17 protein-coding genes are annotated in these 25,297 nt (G+C 70.5%); 6 read left to right on the top strand and 11 right to left on the bottom strand.

What is annotated here, in order from left to right; translation table 11 throughout:
* Positions 1-208: 208 nt before the first annotated feature.
* The 3 genes from AB0H12_RS42415 to AB0H12_RS42425 form a co-directional block, all read right to left on the bottom strand.
* Entirely contained in the window at positions 209-1,345 is a 1,137-nt protein-coding gene (locus tag AB0H12_RS42415; RefSeq protein ID WP_499631541.1) for a S1 family peptidase, read from the bottom strand.
* Between the two features lie 256 nt (positions 1,346-1,601).
* On the bottom strand, positions 1,602-2,924 hold the full coding sequence (locus AB0H12_RS42420; RefSeq protein WP_499631586.1) for a M20/M25/M40 family metallo-hydrolase: 1,323 nt from the start codon (positions 2,922-2,924) through the stop codon (positions 1,602-1,604).
* A 45-nt stretch (positions 2,925-2,969) separates the two neighbouring features.
* Positions 2,970-3,950: a universal stress protein gene (locus AB0H12_RS42425; protein ID WP_499631545.1), complete on the bottom strand. Its 981-nt coding sequence runs from the start codon at positions 3,948-3,950 to the stop codon at positions 2,970-2,972.
* 421 nt (positions 3,951-4,371) lie between these two features.
* On the opposite strand from AB0H12_RS42425, the gene AB0H12_RS42430 reads away from it, so the two are divergent.
* Positions 4,372-5,106 carry a hypothetical protein gene (locus tag AB0H12_RS42430; RefSeq protein ID WP_499631548.1) on the top strand — a complete coding sequence of 245 codons (735 nt, stop codon included), beginning with the start codon at positions 4,372-4,374 and terminating at the stop codon, positions 5,104-5,106.
* 27 nt (positions 5,107-5,133) lie between these two features.
* Here the strand turns inward: AB0H12_RS42430 and AB0H12_RS42435 are convergent, their stop codons facing one another.
* Positions 5,134-6,120 (bottom strand): LacI family DNA-binding transcriptional regulator, encoded by a 987-nt coding sequence (locus AB0H12_RS42435; RefSeq protein WP_499631551.1) that lies wholly within the window; start codon positions 6,118-6,120, stop codon positions 5,134-5,136.
* A gap of 617 nt (positions 6,121-6,737) precedes the next feature.
* Between AB0H12_RS42435 and AB0H12_RS42440 the strand changes: the two genes are divergently transcribed.
* Together AB0H12_RS42440 and AB0H12_RS42445 are read left to right on the top strand one after the other, a co-directional pair.
* The gene (locus AB0H12_RS42440) at positions 6,738-9,677 is read left to right on the top strand and encodes a beta-xylosidase family glycoside hydrolase (protein ID WP_499631554.1); all 2,940 of its coding nucleotides are present in this window, start codon (positions 6,738-6,740) and stop codon (positions 9,675-9,677) included.
* 29 nt (positions 9,678-9,706) lie between these two features.
* Positions 9,707-12,067 (top strand): family 43 glycosylhydrolase, encoded by a 2,361-nt coding sequence (locus tag AB0H12_RS42445; RefSeq protein WP_499631557.1) that lies wholly within the window; start codon positions 9,707-9,709, stop codon positions 12,065-12,067.
* 102 nt (positions 12,068-12,169) lie between these two features.
* On the opposite strand, the gene AB0H12_RS42450 is transcribed toward AB0H12_RS42445, so the two are convergent.
* Both AB0H12_RS42450 and AB0H12_RS42455 read right to left on the bottom strand, forming a co-directional pair.
* Positions 12,170-13,492 carry a CE1 family esterase gene (locus AB0H12_RS42450; RefSeq protein ID WP_499631560.1) on the bottom strand — a complete coding sequence of 441 codons (1,323 nt, stop codon included), beginning with the start codon at positions 13,490-13,492 and terminating at the stop codon, positions 12,170-12,172.
* Between the two features lie 41 nt (positions 13,493-13,533).
* The gene (locus tag AB0H12_RS42455; RefSeq protein ID WP_499631563.1) at positions 13,534-14,877 is read right to left on the bottom strand and encodes an extracellular catalytic domain type 1 short-chain-length polyhydroxyalkanoate depolymerase; all 1,344 of its coding nucleotides are present in this window, start codon (positions 14,875-14,877) and stop codon (positions 13,534-13,536) included.
* A gap of 296 nt (positions 14,878-15,173) precedes the next feature.
* Between AB0H12_RS42455 and AB0H12_RS42460 the strand changes: the two genes are divergently transcribed.
* Complete coding sequence (locus AB0H12_RS42460) at positions 15,174-16,160, top strand: PaaX family transcriptional regulator (RefSeq protein WP_499631566.1); 987 nt, start codon at positions 15,174-15,176, stop codon at positions 16,158-16,160.
* Positions 16,161-16,226: 66 nt separating this feature from the next.
* Here AB0H12_RS42460 and AB0H12_RS42465 read toward each other — a convergent pair whose 3' ends face one another.
* The 5 genes from AB0H12_RS42465 to AB0H12_RS42485 all read right to left on the bottom strand — a co-directional run bounded on the left by AB0H12_RS42465 (position 16,227) and on the right by AB0H12_RS42485 (position 22,595).
* Positions 16,227-17,777 (bottom strand): glycoside hydrolase family 43 protein, encoded by a 1,551-nt coding sequence (locus tag AB0H12_RS42465; RefSeq protein ID WP_499631569.1) that lies wholly within the window; start codon positions 17,775-17,777, stop codon positions 16,227-16,229.
* Positions 17,778-17,820: 43 nt separating this feature from the next.
* Complete coding sequence (locus AB0H12_RS42470; protein ID WP_499631571.1) at positions 17,821-18,669, bottom strand: carbohydrate ABC transporter permease; 849 nt, start codon at positions 18,667-18,669, stop codon at positions 17,821-17,823.
* Positions 18,666-19,619 carry a carbohydrate ABC transporter permease gene (locus AB0H12_RS42475; protein WP_499631574.1) on the bottom strand — a complete coding sequence of 318 codons (954 nt, stop codon included), beginning with the start codon at positions 19,617-19,619 and terminating at the stop codon, positions 18,666-18,668. The genes AB0H12_RS42470 and AB0H12_RS42475 overlap by 4 nt, the downstream gene beginning before the upstream one ends.
* Entirely contained in the window at positions 19,616-20,881 is a 1,266-nt protein-coding gene (locus AB0H12_RS42480; protein ID WP_499631577.1) for an ABC transporter substrate-binding protein, read from the bottom strand. The genes AB0H12_RS42475 and AB0H12_RS42480 overlap by 4 nt, the downstream gene beginning before the upstream one ends.
* Positions 20,882-21,212: 331 nt before the next feature.
* Complete coding sequence (locus AB0H12_RS42485) at positions 21,213-22,595, bottom strand: glycoside hydrolase family 43 protein (protein ID WP_499631580.1); 1,383 nt, start codon at positions 22,593-22,595, stop codon at positions 21,213-21,215.
* 776 nt (positions 22,596-23,371) lie between these two features.
* Between AB0H12_RS42485 and AB0H12_RS42490 the strand changes: the two genes are divergently transcribed.
* Positions 23,372-24,760, top strand: a complete 1,389-nt coding sequence (locus AB0H12_RS42490) for a glycoside hydrolase family 10 protein (RefSeq protein ID WP_499631589.1) — start codon at positions 23,372-23,374, stop codon at positions 24,758-24,760.
* Between the two features lie 86 nt (positions 24,761-24,846).
* Positions 24,847-25,297 (top strand): RICIN domain-containing protein (locus AB0H12_RS42495; RefSeq protein WP_499631583.1); only part of this gene is annotated, 451 nt, incomplete at its 3' end.

A 25,297-nucleotide genomic window follows, 5' to 3' on the forward strand; every position in this document is an offset into this window, starting at 1 on the left:
GCTTCGACGGGGACCCTAGATGGCCGGCCGTGACGGACGCAACAGACCGCGTGAGGAAACGTCGGCGACATTAATTCACTTGACAGGCGTGCCTTGTCACGCGCACGTCCGAGCCCGCGTTCGCCGGCGCCCCCTTCACCGGGACCGCGCCGCTCGGCTGACGGCCGCGGACCCGCCCGCGGCACGGCGGGCGGGTCCGCGGACGCGGTCAGGCGGTGAGCAACCTCAAGCCGTAGACGGAGAGGATCTCGTTGATCGGCTGGAACCAGGTCCGACCACCGGACGAGCAGTTGCCGTAGCCGCCGGACGTGACGCCCTGCGCCTGGTCGCCGGTGATGAACGAGCCGCCGGAGTCGCCACCCTCGGCGCACACGCTGGTGCCCGCCATCTGGTGCACGTCACCCTGCGCGTAGTGGATGGTCTCGTTGCGGGACTGGATCACGCCGCAGTGCCAGCGGGTCGTGGAGCCCGAACGGCAGACCGACGTGCCGATCGGAGCCTCCCACGAGCCGCGCACCAGGGCGTCGGGCACCGTGCCCCAGCCGAGCACCACGGGCACGTTCCACCAGCCGCCGCCGGTGCGGACCCACGCGTAGTCGTTGCCGGGGAAGGAGGAGCCGGCGAACTGGCCCTGCCAGGACCGATCCCAGCCGTACACCTGCGCGCCCGTGCCGCCGCAGTGGCCGGCCGTGACGTACCCGCCGTGCACCGAGAAGCCGATGGAGCAGCGGACGTTGCCGGTGTAGTACGGGTCGCCGCCGACGGTCCCGGCCGCGAACGGCACGGGCGCGGTGACGCCCTCGGTGTTCACCTCGATGGGGCCGAGCTCGCGCGCCTCGGCCAGGAACCGCTCGACCTCCGCGGTCTGCACGCCGGGCTGGACGTCGACCACCACCGCGCCGCTGCGCGGGTCCGGGTGCCAGCTGGTCACGGCCGACGGCACCGCGCCGGACGCCGACAGCGCGTCCACGCGGTCCTTGACCCGGTCCAGCTCGGCCGCGGTCCGGCCGACCAGCTGTGCCTCGGCGCCGGTCGCCCGGACCCGTTCGGCCGCCGCCGGGTCGGTCACGCCGACCACGAGCACGCCCTTGTCCTGGTCGAACCAGCTGCCGCCGAAGGACGACCCGGCCGCGGTGCGCGCGGAGGGCGCCCGCCGGGCGGCCTTCGCCTCCAGGTCGAGCCTGGTCCGGACCTGCTGCTCGGTCAGCCCGAACGCGGTCCGCATCGCGGACACCAGTCCCGGCGACAGCGGTTCCGGCGCGGCCTGGGCGGTCGGCGCGACCACCAGCCCGCTCACCACCAGCGCGGCGGCCACCCCGATCTTCGTCAACGTTGTCATCCTCACGCAGTCCTCCTTGTCCGCAGGGAGGCGCGCGGCCGGTGCAGGTCGGCCGAGCACCCGAGGCAAGTCAGCGAGAGAGCGCTCTCACAGTCTGCTGGTTCAGACCATGCAACACCCGCCGGCCGCCGTCAATCCCCTGCGGCGGACCGGCCTCGCACCGCGACGGGCGCCTGGCTGGAGGATCAGCTCGGCCAGGTCGGCGGTCGCGGTCTCCGCGGACGACGAGGTCGACGGGCGCCGCCGGACGGCGCCCGTCACCTCACGAGTTGCGCAGGAAGCGGTCCAGGACTCGGACGCCGAACCGCAGGGCGTCGACCGGCACGCGCTCGTCGACGCCGTGGAACAGGCCGGAGAAGTCCAGGTCGGCGGGCAGTTTCAGCGGGGCGAAGCCGAAGTTGCGGATGCCCAGCTCCTGGAACGACTTGGCGTCCGTGCCGCCCGACAGCATGTACGGCAGCACCCTGGCGCCAGGGTCCTCGGCGGTGATCGACGCCGTCATCGCGTCGACCAGCGCGCCGTCGAACGTCGTCTCCACCGGCGGCAGCCCGAGCCACTCGCGCTCCACGTCGGGGCCGAGCAGCTCGGCCAGCTCGCGGTCGAACGCCTCCTCGCGGCCCGGCAGGATGCGGCAGTCCACAGTGGCCTCGGCGAACGAGGGGATCACGTTCGCCTTGTACCCGGCGGACAGCATGGTCGGGTTGGCCGTGTCGCGCAGCGTCGCCCCGATCATCCGCGACAACGCGCCCAGCTTGCCGACCGAGCCCTCGAGGTCGTCCTCCGGGAACTCCAGCCCGGTGATCTCCGACACCCCGGCCAGGAACTCGCGCACGGACGGCGTGAGGATCACCGGGAACCGGTGGTTGCCCAGCTTCGTGACCGCCGCCGCCAGCTTGGCCACCGCGTTGTCGTTGTGGATCATCGAGCCGTGCCCGGCGGTCCCGCGCACGCGCAGCTTGAGCCAGCGGATGCCCTTCTCGGCGGTCTCCACCAGGTAGGCCCGGACGTCGTCCTTGAGCGTGATGGAGAACCCGCCGACTTCGCTGATCGCCTCGGTCACGCCCTCGAACAGCTCCGGCCGGTTGTCCACCAGCCACTTCGCGCCGAACAGGCCACCGGCTTCCTCGTCGGCCACGAACGCGAACACGATGTCGCGCGGCGGCACCACGCCGTCCCGCTTGAACCGCCGCGCGACGGCGAGCGTCATCGCGACCATGTCCTTCATGTCGACCGCGCCGCGGCCCCACACGTACCCGTCCTGGACCGCGCCGGAGAACGGGTGCACCGACCACTCGGAGGCGTCGGCGGGCACCACGTCCAGGTGACCGTGCACGAGCAGCGCGCCTCGGGACGGGTCGGCGCCGGCCAGGCGGGCGATCACGTTGCCGCGGCCCTTGGCCCCCGATTCGACGTAAGTGGTCTCGTAGCCGACCTCGCCCAGCTTCTCCGCGACCCACTCGGCCGCCGCGCGCTCCCCGACGACCGTGTCCGGATCCCCCGTGTTGGTCGTGTCGATTCTGATCAACTCGCTGGTCAGCGACACGACCTCGTCCTGCGCGAGCCGCAGCCCGGCACCGTCATCCAAGTTGCTCACGAGGTCTTCCTACCATCCGCGACGTGCCGCGGTCCGTCAGTGCTCGGACCCGGCGCCCCGCACCACGGCCAGCGGGCAGGGCGCGTGGTGGAGCATCGCGTGGCTGACCGAGCCGAGCAGCGCGCGCCGCACCGCGCCGTGCCCGTGACTGCCCACGACCAGCAGCGCCGCGCCCTCGGCCTCGTCGACCAGCGCCTGGGCGGGCCGCGCCAGCGAGACCACCCGGTCGGCCCGCACCTCGGGGTGGCGGGCGAGCGGGGCCTCGAGCGACCTCGCGATCAGGGTGTCCGCGGACGCCTTGAGCTGCTCGACGTCCAAGCCGAGCCCGAGTCCCTGGCTCCAGGCGCCGCCCGGCGCCATCGCGTCCACCGGCAGCCCGGTGGTGGCGTGCACGCCGACCAGGGATCCCCCGTGCCGCGACACGTGGTCCACCGCGAAGTCGATCGCGCGGTCGCTGGGCTCCGAACCGTCCACACCGACCACCACGCGGCCGTCGCCGGTCCCGTCGCCGGTCCCGTCGCCGGTCCCGTCGCCGGCGTCGCGGACCACCACGAGCGGCCCGGCGAAGTGGTGCGCCAGGTCCGCCGTGACCGAACCCGCGAACACCCTGGCCAGCCCGGTCGCGCCGGACGAGCCGACGACGAGCACCGCCGCCTCCCGACCGGCCTCGGCCAGCACGGCGGCCGGGTGCCCGTCGAACGCGCGGGTGTCCACCTCCACCCCCGGCGCGACGCTCTCGCACTCCGCGGCGAGTTCGGCGAGGTGGTCCCTGGTGTACGCGCGGACCGCCTTCTCGCCGACGAGCTGGGGCATCGGCATGGACACGGGCGTGACCACCACCTCGGGGAACGGCCCGCGGATGACGTTCACGACGACCAGGCGCGTCCCGCGGCTCGCCGCCTCGCGCGCCGCCCAGTGCGCGGCCCGCCGCGACCGCTCCGAGCCGTCGAACCCGACGACCACCGCACCGCGGCCGACTGCGCTCTCCGGGCTCTTCAGGACGTCCGGGCTGGTCATCGCCCACCTCCGGCTCTCGGCGTGATCCCCGTGCCACCGGGGTATCCGAGGAGTCGGAACCGACACGTGATCGGCGGGTTTTCCGCAGGTGTTCGCGCGCCGCGCCGGCGCAGGACCCGCCCGGCCACGAGATCCCTCGGCCCCGCGCACCCCTCAGCGCGTGCCGCCGTGGCGGAGGCGGCGGCACCACCGCAGGGCCTGGCGACGACCGGCGTGGTCACCGGGATCTCGCCGCACCGCGCAGCCGGCCTTCGTCCCACTCAGAGGACCGCGAAGCCCCGCGCCCCCAACAGCAGTGGAACCGCCGAGGCCAGGCTACTGGGGCGCCGGACCTGGGATCAACTGGTGTTGGGGAGTGGCTCGACCGTGCCACTCGCAGTGGAAGTGCTTGCTTGAGCAGTCGTGCGCACGAGGGGTGACCATGACCGCGGGCGGGCGGCGACCATTCGCCGACATCCTCGACGAGCTGTGCCCGCGTCCCGGCGACCGGCCGCGCTACACGAACGTGGAGCTGGCCGATCGCATCCGCCTCGACGGCGGCGAGATCACCCACACCTACATCTCGCAGTTGCGCCGCGGCGACAAGGACAACCCCACGTGCCGCACGATCGAGGGCCTGGCCACCGCGCTCGGCGTGCACCCGGCGTGCTTCGTCGGCGGTCGCACGCGGCTGCACGAGGGTGAACGGCCGGGGTGGCGGCGTGGCGCGGTGGAACACCTGTTCGACGCCGTGCACCCGGCCGACCGCGGCCCGTTCTCGCCGGAGGAGGTCGCGGCCAGGATCTGCGCCGGCCACCACGGCTCGATCTCGGCCAACTACCTCCGCGCGCTGCCGGCAGGCACCAGTGACAACCCCCGGCTCAAGCACGTCCTCGGGCCGGCCGAGGCGTTCGGCGCCGCACCCGCGTACTTCTTCGACGACGACCTGGCCGCGAAGGTGGACGAGCAGTTGGAGACCCGGCTGGCGATGGACAGGCTGGGCGTCAACACCGTCATCCTGCGCACCGCGGAACAACCGCCGCCGCCCGGCGTCCGCGACAGGATCCTCCTCGCGCTCGTGCGCGCGCTGAACCCCGGCGTCGCGGCCGAGGACGCCGTCAGACGAGCCCTCGAACCGGACGGCCCATCGGTGACCGCCGGCGACGAGACCCGCTGACACCGCGAGCACCGCGGTCGACGGACGCTAGGTCGACGGCGGTCGGACGCTGTCCCTCGGCACGAGCGTCGGGGTGGAGGTGCGCCGGATCTCGTCGACCGGTCTCCCCTCGATCTGGTTGATCAGCAGGTCCAGCGCGTCACGGGCGACCGCGGCGAAGTCCGGCCGGATCGTGGTCAGCGGTGGGATGAAGTACGCCGCCTCGGGCACGTCGTCGAAGCCGACCACGCTCACGTCGTGGGGAACCCGCCTGCCGCGCTCGCTCATCGCCCGGAGGATGCCGAGCGCCAGGTGGTCGTTGGCCGCGAAGATCGCCGTGACCTCGGGCATCCGCGCCAACACCTGGCCCGCCCGGTACCCGGAAGCGGCGCTCCAGTCGGCGGACATGATCGGCGGCACCTCGGCCGCCACGGCCTCCAGCGCCGATTGCCAGCCCTCGATCCGGCCGGCGCTGTCGAACCAGTCCGGTGGGCCCGAGACGTGCCACACCGTGCGGTGGCCCGCCCGCAACAGGTGGGACGTGGCGGCGAACGCGCCCGCCGCCTGGTCCACGGTCACCAGCGGGGTCGAGCGCTCGGCATCGCCGTCGACCATCACCAGCGGCACGCCGGCGGACACGGTGTCCACCGCGTCGTGGGCCGACGCGGTCGGCGCGATGACGACGATCCCCGCCACGCGCTGGTCCCGGTGCCGCTCCAGGGCCGTCGTGATCGACTCGCGGTCCAGCACGTTCACCCGGTGCGAGGTCACCACGAACCCGGCTTCCACCGCCACCTGCTCGAACGCCGCCAGCAACGAGACGGGCCCGCACAGGGTCGTGTTCTGAGCCACCACCCCGATCAGCTGCGAGCGGCCCGTCACCAGTGCGCGGGCGGCGCGGTTCGGGCGGTAGCCCAACTCCTCGATCGCCGCCTGGACCCGCAAGCGCGTCTGCTCCTGGACGTACGGGTGCCCGTTGAGCACCCGCGACACCGTTTGGTGCGAAACCCCGGCGAGCCGGGCGACGTCGGCCATGGCGGGTGCACTGGATGTCCTGTTCCCCACTAATGTCCCATCTGCGCGGAACCGGCCACGAGGTCGATCGACGGCGGGTACCGCAGGACCGACCACGGGCAGCCGCTGACCGCCGCGGCACGCCGTGCACGGGTCGGTGGTCGGGACGGGCACGCCGAAGCGACCACGCTCATCGGGATTGTGCCGAGCAGTCGACATCGCGGCCGATCGACGATGATCAGCAAGTCAATGTAGCCATATTTCAGCCGACCGGTCAACGCGCGGGAATGCTAAATATTCGGGTCTGATTTTAGCTCCGACCGCCGCCGAGCTGCGGAGCGCCGACAACCCGTCCGCAACTGTTTCGTGCGCGCCGGTTGCCGGTAACAGTCTTGACACCCATTTGTGTTATCGCTAACACTATCCCGCAGCACGGTGTTGCCACTGCCAGCACACCGAAGCCAGGCAGTCTCGGACATCGATGTTAGCGGTCACATTTCCGTCGCCCTCTCTCGAAGGAACGTCATGCCACTTTCCGAGTGACGTTCGCGGTAAAAGACCACCGGACCGGGCGCCGTTGTCGCCACGCCCCGGCCTCCGTCCCACGTTCTCCACCACAACCGCGTCTGGAGTCGTCCATGCCCGTGACCGTCCACGCTCGTCCACGCACCCGGCGACCGAACCGCGGCGTGCGGATCGTCGCCACGGCGGTCGCGGTGGCCGCCCTGATCGGCGCCGCCCTCGCCTCGGTCGGCCCGCGCGCCCGGGCGGCGGACGAGTGGACGCCCAAGTCGTCGTACACGTCGACGGACAAGGGCGACGGGACCTATTCCGTCCCCTTGGTGAACTCCGACGTGCCGGACGTGAGCGTGGAGCGCGTCCCGGCGGCGGAGAACGACGAGGGTCGCGACCTCTACTACATGATCAGCACGACGATGCACCTGAGCCCGGGCGCGCCGGTCATGAAGTCCTACGACCTCGTCAACTGGGAGATCGTCAACTACGTCTTCGACCGGGCGGACATCGGCGACTCGTTCTCGCTGCGCAACGGCCGGAACTCCTACGGCCAGGGCCAGTGGGCGTCGTCGCTGCGCTACCACCGCGGGAAGTTCTACGTCGCCTTCAACACCAACAACCTCGGCGGCTCCTACATCTACCGCACCGACGACATCGAGGACGGCGCGTGGACGCGGTTGCCGCTGGGGCGCGCGTTCCACGACCCGTCGCTCTACTTCGACGAGCGCGACGGCGGCACGCCCTACATCTTCTACGGGTCGGGTTCGACCAGCGCGGTCAAGCTGGACAGCAGCCTGACCCGGGTGGTGGCGGAGTACCCGAACATCCTGCGTCCGTCGGACTACCCGGGATCACCGTTCCTCGGTGGGCTGTTCGAGGGCGCCCAGGTGCAGTACATCGACGGGAACTACTACATCGTGATCATCACCTGGCCGGCGGGCCAGGGACGCCAGGTGGTCCTCTTCCGCTCGCCGGAGCTGCTCGGGCGTTACGCGACGGCCGACGGCAGCAACCCGTACCAGGCGCGCGGCGCGTTGAACTCGAACGGCTTCGCGCAGGGCAGCCTCGTGCCGATCGCGCGTGACGGCGGCCGGACCGACTGGTACGGCATGTTCTTCCGCGACTCGTTCCCGGTCGGCCGCATCCCGGCGCTCATCCCGGCCACGTGGCAGGACGGCTGGCCCACCTTCGGCGACGCCGGGGTGGTGCCGGTGAACGGGGTGTTCGACAAGCCGATCCGGCTGAGCCCGGCGCAGGAGACCCTGGAACGGCAGAAGAGCCTCGTCGCCTCGGACGACTTCGCCAACGACGCGCCGCACAAGGCGTACATGGACGAGCGGTGGACCATCCCGTCCCCGCCCGTCGTCGACGACTCGCTCATCGGCGTGGAACTGGTGCGCAACCCCGGCTTCGAGTCCGGCGCCGTGTCGCCGTGGGCGGCCCAGTTCGGCGCACAGCTCAGCCTGGAGCCGGCCGACGGGTCCACCGCCCTGAAGGTGGCCAACCGGACCGTGAACGGCTCGGGGCCGAACCAGTCGCTGGACGGCGTGTTGCAGCGCGGCGTGACGTACGCGGTGTCGGCGAAGGTCAAGTACGCCGCCGGCCCGGCGACCGTGCGGTTCAACCTCGTCGCCGACTGGGGCGCGGGTGTGCAGGTGATGGCGTCCGGGGACGTCCCGGCAGGTCGGTGGACGACGGTCTCGGGCCGGTTCACCGTGCCGGGCGCCGCCTCGACCGACAAGGTGAAGTTCGCGGTCGAGACGCCGTGGGCCGACCCGCAGCCGCCCTCGTCCAGCGTCGAGTACCTGCTCGACGACGTCTCGGTCGTGGGGCAGCCGGTGACCACCGAGCACCCGTCCGAGGACGAGATCAGGCCCAACGGCTCCCGGCTCGGCCTGCACTGGGAGTGGAACCACGCCCCGGACAACCGGCACTGGTCCCTCACCGACCGCGAGGGCTGGTTGCGGCTCACCACCGGCAAGGTCGTCACCGGCGACTACGTCTACACCAAGCTGTCGAACCGGGCCGAGCTGACGTGGTTCGAGGAGGCGCGCAACACGCTCTCGCAGCGGACGTTCGGCCCGAGGGGGTCGGCGGAGACCAAGCTCGACTTCTCCGGGATGGAGGACGGCGACGTCGCGGGCCTGGCGATGTACAACCGCGGCTTCTCCTACGTCGCGGTGAAGCGCGTCGACGGGCGGAACACGCTCGGGGTGGTCAACCGGGTCCAGCCCTTCCCGGTCACGTTCGACCAGTCGACGGCGGAGAGCTTCGTGCCCGGCACGGAGGTGCCGCTCGACGACGCCACCGAGGTCCACCTCAAGGGCGACGTGGAGTTCGACGCGCCGACCGGTCAGGGCTGGACGACGTTCTACTACAGCCTGGACGGGCGCGCCTGGCACAAGCTGGGCGGTCGCGTCGGGCCGCAGACGCTGGACGGCAGCCTGGCCCACTTCATGGGCCACCGGTGGGGCCTGTTCGACTACGCGACGAAGCGGGCCGGCGGGAGCGTCGACTTCGACCACTTCCTGCTCAGCGACACCCTGACCGCGCAGGGCAAGCCGCTCGACACCGGCGACCTGGACGCGGCGATCGCGCACGCGTCCACCCTGGACGAGCACCACTACCCCGCGGCGGCGTGGTCGGCCATGCGCGACGCGCTGCGCAAGGCCCGAGCCGCGCGGGCGTCCACGTTCGGGACGCAGAACCAGGTCGACGCGCCGGAGCGGGCGTTGAGCCTGGAGCTGGCCCGGCTCGGGGTGGCACGGTTCCCCGTGGCGGTGGAGGTGTCCGCCCGGACCCGGTGCGCCGGTCCCCACGTCGTGCTCACCGTCGAGTTCACCAACCACGAGGCGGTCCCGGTGGACGTCTCGGTCGAGACGCCGCACGGCACGAAGTCGTTCGACGACGTCCCGCCCGGCAAGACCCGCTCCCACCCGTTCACGACCCGGCAGTCGAGCGTGCCGGCGGGATCGGCATCGGTCACCGCGTCGGCGGCGGTCGACGGGGAGCCGCGTTCGGTCGTGCTCGAAGCACCGCACGACGCGCACGCCTGCAAGTAACCCGCGGTACACAGCACAAGGAGAATCTCGTGGATCGACAACGTCCGCAGCGGTCGGGACGGCGAAGAGCAGTCGTCCTCGCCGCCGTCGGCGCCCTGTTCGCCGCCGGTCTCGCGGCCACCCCGGCGGCGACCGCCGCCGAGCCGAACCTCATCACCAACCCCGGCTTCGAGGACGGCCTCACCGGCTGGACCGTCAACAGCGGCAACGCCACCGACGGCGCCGTGCTGTCCACGACCGCCGACGCCCACTCGGGCTCGGGCGCGGTGCAGGTGACCAACCGGAAGACGACCGGTTCGGGACCGGCGCAGGACCTGGCCGGCAAGGTCGTGGCCGGGAAGACCTACACGGTCACCGCCCGCGTGAAGTACGAGAACCCGGCCAGTCCGGCGACCAAGCAGTTCTTCGTGACCATGCACTACGGCGGCTCGACCTACACCAACCTGGGCACCGGCACGGTGCCGCGCGGGCAGTGGGGCCTGCTGCAGGGCACGTTCACGATCCCCGCGGGCCAAGCCGTCACCACACCCCGCGTCTTCGTCGAGACGCCGTGGGTCGCCGACCCCGGCGCCGCGCCCGCGACCCACCTGATGGACTTCAAGGTGGACGACGTCGTCCTGCGCGAGTTCGTCCCGTCGACCACCATCGAGGTCCTCGGCAAGAACCCCGGCGAGGGCAACCCGCTGATCTCGCACAAGTTCGGCGCGGACGGCAACGCGTTCGTGCACGACGGTCGGGTCTACGTGTACATGACCAACGACACCCAGGTGTACAACCCGGGCCCTGACGGGACCTCGCCGACCAACACCTACGGCGGCATCAACACGATCACCGTCATCTCCTCCGACGACCTGGTCAACTGGACCGACCACGGCGAGATCCCGGTGGCCGGGCCGAGCGGTCTCGCCAAGTACGCCTCGCAGTCCTGGGCGCCCGCCGTCGAGAGCCGCGTCGTCGACGGCAAGGAGCAGTTCTTCCTGTACTTCGCCAACAACGGCGCCGCGACCGGCGTCCTGGTCGGCGACTCTCCGCTGGGCCCCTGGCGCGACGAGCGCGGCAGCCTGCTCATCACCAGCCAGACCCCCGGCGCCTCGGACGGCCGCAACTGGCTGTTCGACCCGGGCGCGTTCGTCGACGACGACGGTCAGGCCTACCTCTACTTCGGTGGCGGCGGCAACGACGGCTCCAACTCCGCCGAGAACACCAACCACCCCAAGTCCACGCGCGTGATCAAGCTCGGCGACGACATGATCAGCACCGAGGGCTCGGCCGAGACCATCGACGCGCCGCTGATGTTCGAAGCCGGTCACGTCTTCAAGCGCGAGGGCAAGTACTACTACTCGTACTCGTCCAACTTCGGGTTCGGCGGCCCGATCGACCCGAACGGCCCGCCGACCGGCGCCATCGCCTACCTCATGGCCGACAGCCCGATGGGCCCGTGGACCCCGGAGACCTACGCGGGCGTCATCTTCAAGAACCCCGGCGTCTACTTCGGCGCCGGTGGCAACAACCACCAGTCGGTCTTCGAGCTCGACGGTCAGCACTACTTCACCTACCACGCGCAGACGCTGAACCGGCGCATCACCGGCGGCGCGACGCAGGGGTTCCGCAGCCCGCACATCGCGAAGCTGGAGTTCAACCCCGACGGCACCGTGAAGGAGGTCCTCGGCACCTTCGACGGCGTCGAGCAGATCCGCCACCTCGACCCCTACCGGGTGATCGAGGCGGAGACCATCGCCTGGCAGCAGGGACTGACCACCAAGCGGCTCACCGCGCCCGCCGACGTGCCGAACCTGGCCCTGCACGACGTCGACAACGGTGACTGGACGTCGCTGTCGTCGGCGGACTTCGGCGCCGGGGCCACCGGTGTGTCGGCGCGCGTCAAGCCGCTCACGGCGGGCACGAGCGTCCAGGTCCGCCTGGACGACCGCACCGGACCGGTCGTCGCCACCATCCCGGTCGACGCGCCGGTCGGCGAGTGGACCGAGGTCGGGACCGAGCTCGACGGCGTCTCGGGCGCGCACGACGTGTACTTCACGTTCGTCGGACCCGACGGCAAGGACCTGGTCGAGGTCGACAGCTGGCGGTTCGCCAAGCCGTCGTTGAAGGTCGCGACCCGTGCGGACACCCGGTGCGCCGGCCCGAACGTCAAGCTCACCGTGCACGTGACCAACAACGAGTCCGTGCCGGTCGACGTCGTGGTCGAAACGCCGCACGGCGCCAAGTCGTTCGACGACGTCGAGCCGGGCAAGACCCGGTTCCACCCGTTCAACTCGCGGCAGTCGAGCGTGGACGCGGGTGCGGCGACGGTCACGGCGACCGCCACCGTGGACGGGCAGGAGGTGTCGGTCGGGCTCACCGCGCCGTACGAGGCGCGCACGTGTCGCTGACCGCGTGACCGCATGAACGAGGCGGCCCGGGGATCCCGGGCCGCCTCGTGTGCCGGCCGGTGGGCGGGTCGCGCCCCGACGGCCGTGGTCAGGCGATCGTGGTCAGGCGATCGTGCAGGTGGCGTTGCCGAGGGTGTAGGCGGCGGGTTTGCCGGTGTTGCCGGTGTGGGTGGCCTGGAAGCCGATGGCCACCGACGCGCCGGGTGCGATGGTGGCGTTGTACGAGACGTTGCGCGCGGACACCTGCCCGGACGTGGGCGAGTAGGTGGCGTTCCAGCCCGAGGTGATCGTCTGGCCCGGTGCGAGGGTGAAGGTCAGGGTCCAGCCGCTCACCGCGGTGGTCCCGGTGTTGGTGATGGTGAGGTCGGCGGTCAGGCCGGTGTTCCAGGCGTTGGTGGTGTTGGTGACGCGGCAGGTGCCGGGTTCCGGCTGACCGGTCGTGGTCGTGGTCGTGGTCGTGGTGGTCGTGGTGGTCGTGGTGGTGGTCGTCGTCGGACCGCTCTGGAACTGGGTGAAGAACCGCCACGTCTCGGCCGGCAGCCACGTCCGGGAGCCGCTGTCGCCGGGGGCGCCGTCCTGCGGGGCGGCGATGTGCCCCTCGTCGAACGCCGCCCACACCACCGGGTAGCCCTCGCGGCACCCCGTGTAGGTCGTGGTCACGTGGGTCAGGCTGCCCTGCGACGGTTCACGCGGGCTCTGCGCGGCGCACCCGTTGTTGCGGACGAAGCGGTCGCGCATCGACCGGCCGCCCGCGATGCCCAGGACGCTGTCCCGCAGGCCGTGCGCCGCGAAGTAGGCGATGGGCTGGGTGCCGCCGCTGCACCCGCTGAGCTGGCCGACGGCGTAGACCGCGACCGCCCGGAACACGTCCGGCCGGGCGCAGGCGACGGCGTAGCTCATGGCCGCGCCGTAGCTGAAGCCCAGGGCGAAGCGCTGCGTGGTGTCGACGCAGAGGCCGGCGTCGAGTTGCCGGTTGATGTCGTCGACGAGCGTGATGTCCTCGCCGCCGGAGTTCGCCCACCCGTTGTTCAGGCCTTGGGGCGCGACGAAGATGGTGCTGTTGTCAGCCAGCCGTTGAAGCCCGTAGTAGGCCCAGACGTCCGTCTGCACGGTCCGGCCGGTGGCGACGTCGGTGGCCGAGCCGTTCAGCCAGTGGAAGCCGAAGACCACCCGGTAGGGGCGGTTCACGTCGTAGTTGTCCGGTACCCGCAGGATGTAGCTGCGGGACTTGCCGCTGCTCTGGATCGTGATCGTTCCGCTGCGGAGGGCCGGCGCCTTCCCGCAGCCCGCGGTCGCCGCCGCGGCGCCGACGGTCGCGGCGGAAGCGCGCTCACCGAGGTCGCCGCTCAGCACCGTGCCGACGGAGGCCACGACGAGCAGCGTCGCCGCCGCGACCGAACCCATGATCGACCTTCGCCTCGTCATCACACGACGCTCCCTGTTGTCGGGTTGGGATCCGCTGTCGCTCATGACGTCGCGCACGGCGTGCCGTTGAGGGTGAAGGAGGTCGGTTTGGCGGTGTTGCCGTTGTGGGTCGCCTGGAAGCCGATGCCGATCGAGGCGTTGGGCGCGATCACGGGGTTGTAGGCCACGTTGCGCGCGGTCACCTGCCCGGACGTGGGCGAGTAGGTGGCGCTCCAGCCGGAGGTGATGGTCTGCCCGCTCGGCAGGGTGAAGACCAACGACCACCCGTTGATCGCGGTGGAGCCGGTGTTGGTGATGGTGATGCTCTCCGTGAGGCCGGTGTTCCAGGCGTTGACCGTGCTGGTGACGCGGCAGTCGCCCGTGACCGGCGTGGTGGTCGTCGTGGTCGTGCTCGTGGTGGTCGTCGTGCTGGTGCTCGTGCTCGTGGTCGTGCTGGTCGGGCCGCCGGGGCGGTCCAGGCCGAAGAACGCGACGGCCTGGGCGGCCATGCCGCCTGCGGGCAGGCTGTGCCCGGCCCCCTGGATGCTGTACGCCTCGACCTGGGTGGTGCCGGAGGTGTCGTTGTAGCGGCGGCGGTTCCAGTTGGTCTGCGGGGTGTCGGTGGACGTCGGCGTCTGGCTCAGGCCGAACACGTTGGTCCACTGCTCGATGGACTCCTGGAGCAGCGAGTACGGCACGAGGGTGTCGTTGGTGCCGTGCCACAGCTGGACGCGCGGCCGGACGCCGGTGTAGCCGGGGTACGCCTGGCGCACCGCGTCGCCCCACTGCTGCGGGGTGCGGTTCGCTCCCCCGCCGCCCGTGCACTTGCTGCTGCCGGGCGGGAAGTCGGCGGCGTTGGCGAAGCAGTTGAAGGGCACACCCATGAACGCGGCGCCGGCCTTGAAGACGTCCGGGTACAGGGCGAGCATCTGGTTGGTCATCATGCCGCCGGACGACGAGCCGGTGGCGTAGACCCGGTTCGGGTCGCCGCCGTAGCGCTGCTGGACGTAGCTCACCATGGACACGATCGACACCGGGTCGCTGCCGCCGCCGCGGCGCTTGGCCGCGTCGGACCAGGTGTCGAAGCACTTGCCGAACCCGGCCTGCTGCTCGGCGCTCGGGTAGATGACGACGAACCCGTGCCGGTCGGCCAGCGAGGCGAACTCGCTGCCCGAGTAGAAGCCGGGGCCCGAGCCGCCGCAGCCGTGCATGGCGACGACGATCCCGGGGTTGGCCGGGCGGGAATCGGGCACGTAGACGTGCATCCGCATCCCGCCGGGGTTGGCGCCGAAGTTGGTGACCTCGGTCAACGACGCGGCGGACGCGGGGGTGGACGCGACGGAGACGAGACCGGCCACGACCAGTGACGTCGCCGCGGCGAGCAGGAGACTCGGTTTGACCTTCATGCGCTTGACTCCTTTGGTTCGCGCACGGCCGGAAAGGGGCTGACAGCGGGCCGGGTGCGACCCGCGGTGCGGCGGAGGGAGATCCACGCGTGGACGTGTCCGGCGGGTGACCAGCCGGTGCGACCGAGCGCACGGACTCGGCTGATCGGACGCCGTCCATCGTGTGACACTTAGAGTGCCGCCCGGACGATAAACTGTCAATCGACTGTCTCGACCGGTCGGCGTGGCCGTGCGGCGGGATCGCACCCGATTAGGGTCGGCGGCGACGACCTGTTCGAGCCACCGCCGGAGCCGCCGTGACCAACCCGTACGACATCGAGGAGATCTTCCCGGACGACGGGGTCCGGCTTCCCCGGCGGCAGTCCGGCAACTCACCGCAGGGCCTCACCGTGACCCTGCTGGCCGACTACACCCTGCGGACCGGCGCCTGGCTGCCGTCGGCCGCGATCGTGGCGCTGCTCGCCGAGGCGGGTGTCAGCCACGCCGGAGCCCGCACCACCATCAGCAGGCTCGCCCGTCGGGGTGTCCTCGAAGGCAGCAAGCAGGGCCGCAACAGCTCCTACCGGCTCACCGCGACCGCCGCGCTCGACCTGGCCGCCGGAGGCCGGTCCATCGTCGCCGCGGCCGCCGCCGCCGAGCCCTGGGACCACCGGTGGACGTTGATCGCCTTCTCGCTGCCGCAGGAGGAGGTGGCGCAACGGCGCGAGCTCCGCAGCCGGCTGCGCTGGTTCGGCTGCGCGCCCCTCTACGACGGCCTCTGGATCTCGCCGCACGACCTCACCGACAAGGCCAGGACGCAGCTGGCCGAGCTCGCCTCGATCACCATGACGGTCTTCCGCGCCCGCCACGTCGAACTCGGCGACACCACGGGCCGCAACCCGCTCGACGCCTGGGACACCACCGCCATCGCCCGCCACTACGACGCCTTCATCCGGCGCTGGCGTCCGCTGCTGCCCGACATCCGCGCCTCCCGGATCACCGGGATCGGAGCGGTCCGCGCCCGCACCGAGGTCATGGACACCTACCGCCGCCTGCCCATCCTCGATCCGCGCCTGCCCCTCGAACTGCTGCCGCCGGGCTGGTTGCGCGAACCCGCCCGGAACCTGTTCACCGCCGTCTACGACGGCCTCGCCGGACCCGCCCAGGGCCACGTGCGGGCCGTCGTGAGCCGGTTCACCACCGACCCGCCCACCGACGTGCAGGCCCACACCGTCGCGGACATGCTCGACGGCCTGCACGGCGCGTGGCAGCCCGTCGCCGAACCGGGCACGGCAGGCCGGTGATCACCGGAACCGCCACACCCCGTCGTCCCGGCCACGTCGCCGGCAACCGGGACGTCCGGGGAGCGGTCAGGGCCGTGCGGCGTCGAGAGGACCGTGGTCGAACCAGTCGAACCAGGCGGTGCCCTCGGTGACGTACATGCCGATCACCCGGCCCGTGAAGCCGGTGGCGACCTCCGTGGACAGGTACCTGCCGTCCAGCTCGGCCAGCGGCTCCGGATCCTCGCCGACGTGGAAGGCGATGTAGTCCGGCGCGGCGACGTGCAGGCCCGACGGCTCGTGCTCACCCTCCGGCCACCGGCGGGCCGAGCGCGTGGTGATCACGAGGGTCAGCGGGCCCGGCGGCACGGGTCGGGTGGCCACGCCCTGGCGCAGGGGTCCGATGCGGGCGATGACCGCGGCCTGCCCGTCGGCCACCTCCAGGTCGTAGTGGTGGCCCTCGTCCACGCGCACCGAGAGGCCGGCGCGACCGGCGGCGGGATCCAGGAGGACGGCGGTCCGGCTCTCGACGTGCTGCTGACGCCGGCCGATGAACGTGCAGCCCGGTCGGTCCAGCGTCGAGCCGGTGGCGTGCAGCGCGAGCCACCCCCGCCGCTCGGTCAGGGACCACGAGCCGTCCGGGCGCGACCGCGGCGAGATCCACCGGGGTTCGAGCCCGGGGGCGTCGAAGTCGTCCCGGCCCGGCGCCGCCTCCGGCGGTTGCGCGCCGGCCGGCGCCTGTTCCCTCAGGTTGACGGGGCCGACACGGGGCCAGCCGTCCTCCCACCGGACCGGGGTGAGGAAGGTTTCCCGGCCCAGGACGTGGAACTTGGGGCTGTACCCGACCGGGCGGGTGGCCAGCAGCACCATCCACCACTCGCCGCTCGGGGTGGTGACGAGGTCGGCGTGGCCCGTGCTCTGGACGGGTTGGCTCGTGCTGCGGTGCGACAGGATCGGGTTGAGCGGCGCCGCCTCCCACGGGCCGCGCGGTGAGCGGGCGCGTGCCATGGCCACGGTGTGGCCGCGCTCGGTGCCGCCCTCGGCGATCATCAGGTACCACCACTCCCCGACGCGGTACAGGTGGGGCGCTTCCGGCCACTGCAACCCGGTCCCGGCCCAGGCGGGGAACGGTCCCTCCAGCACCTTCCCCGCCGCAGGGTCGACGCGGGCGACCTGCACGCCGTTGAACGTGGGCCCGTGGGCGCCGGCGAAGGAGCACCAGCAGTTGCCGTCCGAGTCCCACGCCAGGTCGGGGTCGATGCCGGGCAGGTCGAGCCACACCGGGTCCGACCACGGGCCTTCGGGTCGCTCGGCGGTGACGACGAAGTTGCCGCCGTGCGAGACGTTCGTGGTGATCATCCAGAACCGGCCGTCGTGGTGCCGGATCGTGGGCGCGTAGATGCCGTCGGACGCCATCGCGTCGGCCGGCAGGGGTAGCTGCGACGGGCGGTCCAGGACGTTGCCGATCTGCCGCCAGTTCACCAGGTCGCGGCTGTGGAAGAGCGGCACGCCCGGGAAGTACTCGAAGCTCGAGCACACCAGGTAGTAGTCGTCGCCGACCCGGCACACGCTGGGGTCCGGGTGGAACCCGGGTATCACGGGGTTGTCGTAGAACGACGCCTCGGACTTCGGTGAGGTCATGGTTTTCCTTGTTGTGCTTGGGCTTCAGCGTTGTGCGAGGGCTTCAGCCCTTGAAGGCGCCTTCGAGGATGCCGGCGACCATGCGGCGTCCGACCACGATGAACAGCACGACCAACGGGATCGTGGCGAGGAAGGAGCCGGACATCGCCAGGCCGAGGTCGATGTTGCGGCTGTTCTGGAGCGCCTTGATGGCGATCTGGGCGGTGTAGCGCTCGGGTGACTTGAGCACGATGAACGGCCACAGGAAGTCGTTCCACGCGGTGACGAACCCGAACAGGCCGAGCACGAACGCGGCGGGGCGCACGATCGGGAACGCGATGCGCCAGAACACCTGCCCGGTGCTCGCGCCGTCGATGCGGGCCGCCTGCATCAGCTCGTCGCTGATCGTGGCCGAGATGTGCTGGCGCATCCAGAAGATGCCGAAGGCGCTGGCCAGTCCGGGCACGATCAGCGCCTGGAGGGTGTCGACCCAGCCGAGCTGCGACATGATCATGTACTGCGGGATGACCGAGAGCTGCGTGGGCACCGTCATGGTGAGCACGACGATCACGAACAGGGTGTTGCGACCGGGGAACTGCAGCTTCGCGAAGGCGAACCCGGCCAGCGAGCACAGCACCGCCTGACCGACGCCGATCGCGGTGGCCACCGCGAGGCTGTTGAACAGCGACTGCACGAACGGCACCGTGTCCAGGACCAGGCCCATGAGGTGGAAGAAGTTGCCGCCGGGCACGACCTCGGGCGGCATCTTCGTCGCGGTCGCGGTGTCGGTGGTGGCGACGATGAACATCCAGTACAGCGGGAACAGGCACACGACCGTGGCCGCGGACAACATGAAGTAGGTCCACCAGCGGACCCGGCCGGGGCGCCGGCGGCGCGTCGCGGTGCTCGTCATCGGTCCGCCTTGATCCGGGTGGACAGCACGTAGTTGACCGCGGCGATCACGACGACCATGACGAACAGGGCGACCCCGATCGCCGAGCCGTAGCCGAACTCGAACTGCCCGAAACCCTGTTCGTACAGGAACAACGTCAACGTCTGGCACTGGCGCACCGAGCCGCAGGTCAGGCCGGTGCCGGTCAACAGCGGCTCGGTGAAGATCTGCAAGCCGCCGATGGTGGACGTCACCACGGTGAAGATGATCACCGGTCGCAGCGAGGGGATGGTGATGTGCCGGAACCGCTGCCACGGCCCCGCGCCGTCGATGGCCGCGGCCTCGAACACCGCCCGCGGCACCGATTGCAGCGAAGCGAGGTAGAGCAGCGTGGTGTAGCCGAACCACCGCCAGGTCACCATCGTGGCGATGAGGACGTGGCTGCCCCAAGTGGACTGGGCGAAGTCGATCGGATCGATCCCGACCAACCCGATCAACCAGTTGAGCAGCCCGTAGTCGCGGTCGAACAGCTGCGCGAAGACGACCGCGGTGGCCGCCACCGAGGTGATGTAGGGCACCATCACCGACATCCGGAAGAACAGCGCCATGCGCAGCCGGGCGTGGTTGAGCACGTGGGCCAGCACCAGGGCCAACAACAACTGGGGGACGGTCGACAGCGCCCAGATGCTCACCGTGTTGCCCGCGGCGTTCCAGAACCGCGGGTCGCCGAACATGCGGGTGAAGTTCTCCGTGCCGATGAACACCTGGTCGCCGATGGGGTTCCAGTCGAACAGCGCCACGTAGAAGGTGAAGAGGAGGGGGAACAGCCCGAACACCCCGAAGAGGACGAAGAACGGGGCGATGTAGGCGTAGGCCGACAGGCGCTCCGCGCGCCCCCTGCCTCTCGGGGAGGCAGGGGGCGGCAGTGCGGCCGACGGCGCCGGCGTGAGCGTGGCGGTCACGGTCGTCACTCGCCGATGGCGGTCTTGATGTTGCGCACCGCGTCGTCCCAGGCGGTGGCCGGGTCGCCGCCGCCCTGCTCGACGTTGGTGATGGCGTCGAGGAACTCCTGGCCGATCGCGGCGCTGTCGGGACCGATGTAGAACGGCTTGAGACCCAGCAGCGAGTCGGTGTAGATCTTGCCGGTCGGCGCGTCGGAGAAGAACGGGTCCTTCGCGTCGGTGAGCTTGGCGTCCTGGTAGACCGAGGGCGTGGAGGGCAGCGCGCCGACGCGGTTGAAGTGCTCCAGCTGGCCCGCGGGCGACTGCATCTCCTTGATGTAGTTCCAGGCGGCCTGGGGGTTCTTCGCCCCCTTGGGGATGGCCAGGTAGCTGCCGCCCCAGTTGCCGGAGCCGCCGGGGATCCTGGCGATGTCCCACTTGCCCTTGGTGTCGGGGGCGGTGGTGCGGATGCTGTTGAGCATCCACGACGGCGCGGACACCGCGGCGTACGCGCCCTGGCCCATGCCGGCGCTCCACGCGTCCTCGAACGAGGTCTGCCGGGCGGTGATCCCGGAGGTGGCCGCCTTGATGCCCAGCTCGAACGCCGCCTTCACCTGCGGGTTGGTGCTGTAGACCAGCTTGCGGTCCGCGCTGTAGTACTTCTCCGAGACCTGGTTGACCGCCTGGTAGAACACGCTGGTCGCCGCGTTGTCGGTGAACGCCTTGCCGGTGGCCTCCTTGTAGCGCTTACCGGTCTCGAGGAACGCGTCCCACGTCGGCCACAGCGCGCTCACGGCCTCCCGGTCGGTCGGCAGACCCGCGGCGGCGAACAAGTCGGTCCGGTAGGCCACGGCCATGCCGCCCACGTCGGTGGGGACCCCCAGGACCTCACCGTCCTTGGCGACGCTCTGCTTCCACACCCAGTCCAGGTAGTCGCCCTTGATGTCGTCGGCGCCCAACGTCCGCAGGTCCACGAAGTTCTGCGGCTGGTCCACGAACTGCGGCAGGTTGTCGCCCTGGATGAGCACCAGGTCCGGCACCTTCCCGCCGGCCAGCGCCGTGGTCAGCGACTGGGCGGTCTCGGTCGAGCTGCCCACCTCGGTCAGCTTGATGTCGATGTCCGGGTGCTTCGCCTTGTACGCGTCCACGGTCAACTTCTGGTTGATGGCGGAGAACGACCAGAACTCGAACGACTTGCCGTCCCCTCCCCCACCACCGCCCGTGCCGGGTGTGCAGGCGGTGAGGAGGGCCAGGGCCGCGGCGGCGCGGAGCAGGGGCAAGCGGAGTTTCACAGCGCTTCTCCAAGTTGTGCGAGAACAGGCGGCACCGCCACCGTGCGATGGGGCATCGCAGGTCGGCGATCGCGTGAATCGGGTCGAGTGCCTGCCGCACCGTGCTACCGAAACTTTCGGCCTCAACTCCGATTGTTAGCGCTCACGACAGTAAGCTGTGTCACAAGAGCCGTCAAGAACACCTGCGCCTGCCCGGGAACCCGGAAGGAAGACCTCCCACAGCGGACTCTTCGCGACACACTTTGTGAACGCGAACTATCTAAGAGTTCGGCGAGCCCCGGTGGTCGCGGGAACGGGTCCCTGCCGGCCGCCCGCGACCACCGCGCGCCGACTACGCGGCGAACTGCCACCAGTTGACGTTGAACAGGTAGCCGCTGCCGCCGGTGAACCGGAGGTAGAGGTCGCGGGTGCCGGTCACGCCGCTGACCGGGCACGAGACCGTGGTCCAGTTCTGCCAGCCGCCGCTGCCCGAGACGCCGCAGCGCCCCACCACCGCACCGCTCGGGCTGTCCAGCCGGACCTCGACGGTGCCGCCGGAGGTGCCGGACGCGACCCGCGCGCTGAACGTCCTCGCGCCCGAGCCGAACGCGGCACCCTTCACCTTGATGTAGTCGCCGTTCTCGATCCAGCCCACGTTCATCCCGCCCTCGGACGACGGCTCGGTCTCGATGCCCGAACCCCAGGCGATCGTCTCGGCCTCCTGGCGGACGAACGGGTTGAGCGTGCCCGCCTGCGGCGCCCCGCCCGTGGTCATGTTGATGGTCGGGATCGTGCCGTCGGCGTTGTAGGTGAACCGCTCCACCGCCACCGACCGGGTGAAACCGCCACCGCCCGGCAGCGCGCCGTTGTGGTAGAAGAAGTAGGAGCTGCCCTTGAAGTCGACGATCCCGGCGTGGTTGGTGAAGCTGCTGCCCTGGGTGGGCATGACCGTGCCGCGGTAGGTCCACGGTCCAGTCGGGCTGGGCGCGGTGGAGTAGGCGATGAACTCCGAGCAGCACTTCGCCGCGAACACGTTGTAGTACAGACCGTTGCGCTTGTAGACCCAGGGCCCTTCCTCGTAGAGGGTGGGACGGCTGGCGTCGCCGGCGCGCGAGCCGAAACCGGCCGTGGTGAGCGGGATCTGGGTGGGGCCGCCGGAGAACGACGTCATGTCGGCATTGAGCCTCACGTACCACAGGTTCGGGTTGCCCCAGTACAGGTACGCCTGGCCGTTGTCGTCGATGAACACCGACGGGTCGATCTCACCGTTCTCCACCAGTGGCCGCCCGATCGCGTCGCGGAACGGACCGGTCGGGCTGTCGGCAACGCCCACGCCGATCGCCATCCGACCGGTGGCGCGGTTGACCACGGGCACGTACCAGTAGAACTTGCCGTTGCGGGCGATCGCCTGCCCCGCCCACGCGTCCTTGCTCGCCCAGGAGAAGGTGCCCACGTTCATCGGTGAGCCGTGATCGGTCCAGTTCACCATGTCGTCGGAGGACCAGACCCGCCACTCCTTCATCGTGAACCAGGTCGAACCGTCCTCGTCGTGCCCCGTGTAGAGGTACACGCGTCCGTTGTGGACCAGCGGCGCCGGGTCGGCGGTGTAGACGTGCTGCACGATGGGGTTGTCCGCCTTGGCCATCGCGGGCGCCAGGGCCAGGGCGCACAGGACCGCGGCGAGCAACGCGCCCACCCGCCGCAGCAGCGCCGAGGAGAACGGTGTCGATTTCACAAGAACCTCCGGAAGGGCATCGGAATCCGTCGCGACGTTCGCCACCGTCGGGCTCGGGTCCACTTCTCGTGCTGACCGTTGCGACTCCACAGGACAGCGCACTCACGGCGGCGCGCGGCGCGGCGGGATCGCGCCGGGAACGGAGCGGCCTTGATTGTCTTGCCCATGTAACTACGTCCCGACGACATCGTCAAAGCTAAAACTGTGAGCGCTAACTTTAGCCACCGGGAGTTGCTCCGTTCAGCCCATTGCGCAACGCCGTTCCGGACGTTCGCCACAGCCGCCGCCATCTCGATTCGGGGCTACGTTCCGTCAAGCTAAAATGTTTGCGCTAACTTTAGCAAGGTCGGCCGAATTGGCAGTCGAACGACATTCGACCTGACCATGACGCCCAAGGGGCCCGATATCCGCGCACAACGAGCCCACCACCACCGTGACACCACGGTCTACCTGCACGAAATATTTTCGTAACGTCTTGACCGGGCGTGTGCCATCCTTCACAGTCGGAGAGGCACGACGCGCGCTCATCGCGACGACGACCGCACTTCAATGCCACCTCATTTGCGCGGGGCATGCTCAACCGCGTAGTTGTTAGCGCTAACAAAAGATCGGGCGGGCGTCGGCAAGTGCCCCTGCCACCGCGACGACATGACCCGCGGTGCGCTGATCCGTGAGGACACGTGATGAATCATTCGATACGAGCGGTCATTCGGCCCACGCCCGCGCGTCGGTCGAGAACAACGGCGTTGCTGCTCGTCGCGGGACTCGTCGCCACCATGATGACGGCGGCGTTCGACGGCCTGGCCCTGGCCGGCACGACGCTGGGCGCCTCGGCGGCGGAGAAGGGCCGGTACTTCGGCACCGCCGTCGCGGCGGGCAAGCTCGGCGACGGCGCGTACACGACCATCCTGAACCGCGAGTTCAACCAGGTCACCGCCGAGAACGAGATGAAGATGGACGCGACCGAGCCCAACCAGGGCCAGTTCACGTTCGCCAACGGCGACCGGATCGTCAACCACGCCATCAGCCGCGGCATGAAGGTGCGCGGCCACACCCTGGCCTGGCACTCCCAGCAGCCGGGCTGGATGCAGCGCATGGAGGGTTCGGCACTGCGCCAGGCCCTGCTCAACCACGTCACCCGCGTCGCGACCTACTACCGGGGCAAGATCCACTCCTGGGACGTGGTGAACGAGGCGTTCGCCGACGGCGGCAGCGGCGGGCGACGCGACTCGAACCTCCAGCGCACCGGCAACGACTGGATCGAGGCCTCGTTCCGCGCCGCGCGGGCCGCCGATCCCGGCGCGAAGCTCTGCTACAACGACTACAACACCGACGGCGTCAACGCCAAGAGCACCGGCATCTACAACATGGTGCGCGACTTCAAGGCCCGCGGCGTGCCGATCGACTGCGTCGGCTTCCAGTCCCACCTGACCAACTCGGCGCCGTCGGACTACCAGGCCAACCTCCAGCGCTTCGCCGACCTCGGTGTGGACGTGCAGATCACCGAGCTGGACATCTCCGGCTCCAACCAGGCCAACGCGTTCGGCGCCGTCACCCGCGCGTGCCTCGCCGTCGCCCGCTGCACCGGGATCACCGTCTGGGGCATCCGCGACAGCGACTCGTGGCGGACCGGCCAGAACCCGCTGCTGTTCGACGCCGCGGGCAACAAGAAGCCGGCCTACACCGCCGTGCTCAACGCCCTCAACGCGGGCTCCAACCCCCAGCCCGGGATCGTCGACCCGACCGCGTGGTACGTGCTGGTGAACCGCAACAGCGGCAAGGCGCTCGACGTCTACAACCTCGCCATCAACGACGGCGCCCGCATCACCCAATGGGCCCGCAACGACGGCAACCAGCAGCAGTGGCAGTTCGTCGACTCCGGCGGCGGCTACTACCGGGTGAAGTCACGCCTGTCCGGCAAGGTGCTCGACGTCCACAACTTCTCCACCGCCGACGGCGCCAACATCGTCCAGTGGGCCGACAGCAACGGCGCCAACCAACAGTTCCGCGCGGTCGACTCGAGCGGCTACATCCGGTTGGTCAACCGCAACAGCGGCAAGGCCGTGGAGGTCCAGGGCGCCGCCACCGCCGACGGGGCCAACGTCGTCCAGTACTCCGACTGGGGCGGCGCGAACCAGCAGTGGCAACTCGTCCGCGTCGGTTGATCCGGCACCACTCGTCGCGCACGGTGGGCGATCGCCCGCCGTGCGCGCGTCCGTCATCCCCCACCTCGAAGAAGAGGAGCACGCCCATGGCCGGGTCAGGCCAACCACCGTCCACCACCGTTTCGCGAGCCGGCAGGCGCCGGCGCATCGCCGGCCTCGCCGCCGCCGTCGCCACCGTGCTGATCGGCAGCCTGCTGACGGCGTTCGGCGCGACGACCGCGTCCGCGGCGACCGTGGACACCAACGCGTGGTACGTGCTGGTGAACCGCAACAGCGGCAAGGCGCTCGACGTCTACAACCTCGCCACGAACGACGGCGCCCGCATCACGCAGTGGACCCGCAATGACGGCAACCAGCAGCAGTGGCAGTTCGTCGACTCCGGCGGCGGCTACTACCGGGTGAAGTCACGCCTGTCCGGCAAGGTGCTCGACGTCCACAACTTCTCCACCGCGGACGGCGGCGCCATCGTGCAGTGGGCCGACAACAACAGCTCCAACCAGCAGTTCCGCCTGGCCGACTCCGACGGCGGCCACATCC

Origin of the sequence: Actinosynnema sp. NPDC023794, from assembly GCF_040639675.1 — a bacterium.
GTDB classification, from domain to species: Bacteria; Actinomycetota; Actinomycetes; order Mycobacteriales; family Pseudonocardiaceae; genus Actinosynnema; species Actinosynnema luteola.

What these genes read in the sequence shown, in the direction of transcription:
- AB0H12_RS42455 (WP_499631563.1), bottom strand. Translation starts at nt 14,877, where the DNA reads ATGAAGGTCAAACCGAGTCTCCTGCTCGCCGCGGCGACGTCACTGGTC.
- AB0H12_RS42490 (WP_499631589.1), top strand. Translation starts at nt 23,372, where the DNA reads ATGATGACGGCGGCGTTCGACGGCCTGGCCCTGGCCGGCACGACGCTG.
- AB0H12_RS42425 (WP_499631545.1), bottom strand. Translation starts at nt 3,950, where the DNA reads ATGACCAGCCCGGACGTCCTGAAGAGCCCGGAGAGCGCAGTCGGCCGC.
- AB0H12_RS42435 (WP_499631551.1), bottom strand. Translation starts at nt 6,120, where the DNA reads ATGGCCGACGTCGCCCGGCTCGCCGGGGTTTCGCACCAAACGGTGTCG.
- AB0H12_RS42465 (WP_499631569.1), bottom strand. Translation starts at nt 17,777, where the DNA reads ATGACCTCACCGAAGTCCGAGGCGTCGTTCTACGACAACCCCGTGATA.
- AB0H12_RS42440 (WP_499631554.1), top strand. Translation starts at nt 6,738, where the DNA reads ATGCCCGTGACCGTCCACGCTCGTCCACGCACCCGGCGACCGAACCGC.
- AB0H12_RS42470 (WP_499631571.1), bottom strand. Translation starts at nt 18,669, where the DNA reads ATGACGAGCACCGCGACGCGCCGCCGGCGCCCCGGCCGGGTCCGCTGG.
- AB0H12_RS42450 (WP_499631560.1), bottom strand. Translation starts at nt 13,492, where the DNA reads ATGACGAGGCGAAGGTCGATCATGGGTTCGGTCGCGGCGGCGACGCTG.
- AB0H12_RS42430 (WP_499631548.1), top strand. Translation starts at nt 4,372, where the DNA reads ATGACCGCGGGCGGGCGGCGACCATTCGCCGACATCCTCGACGAGCTG.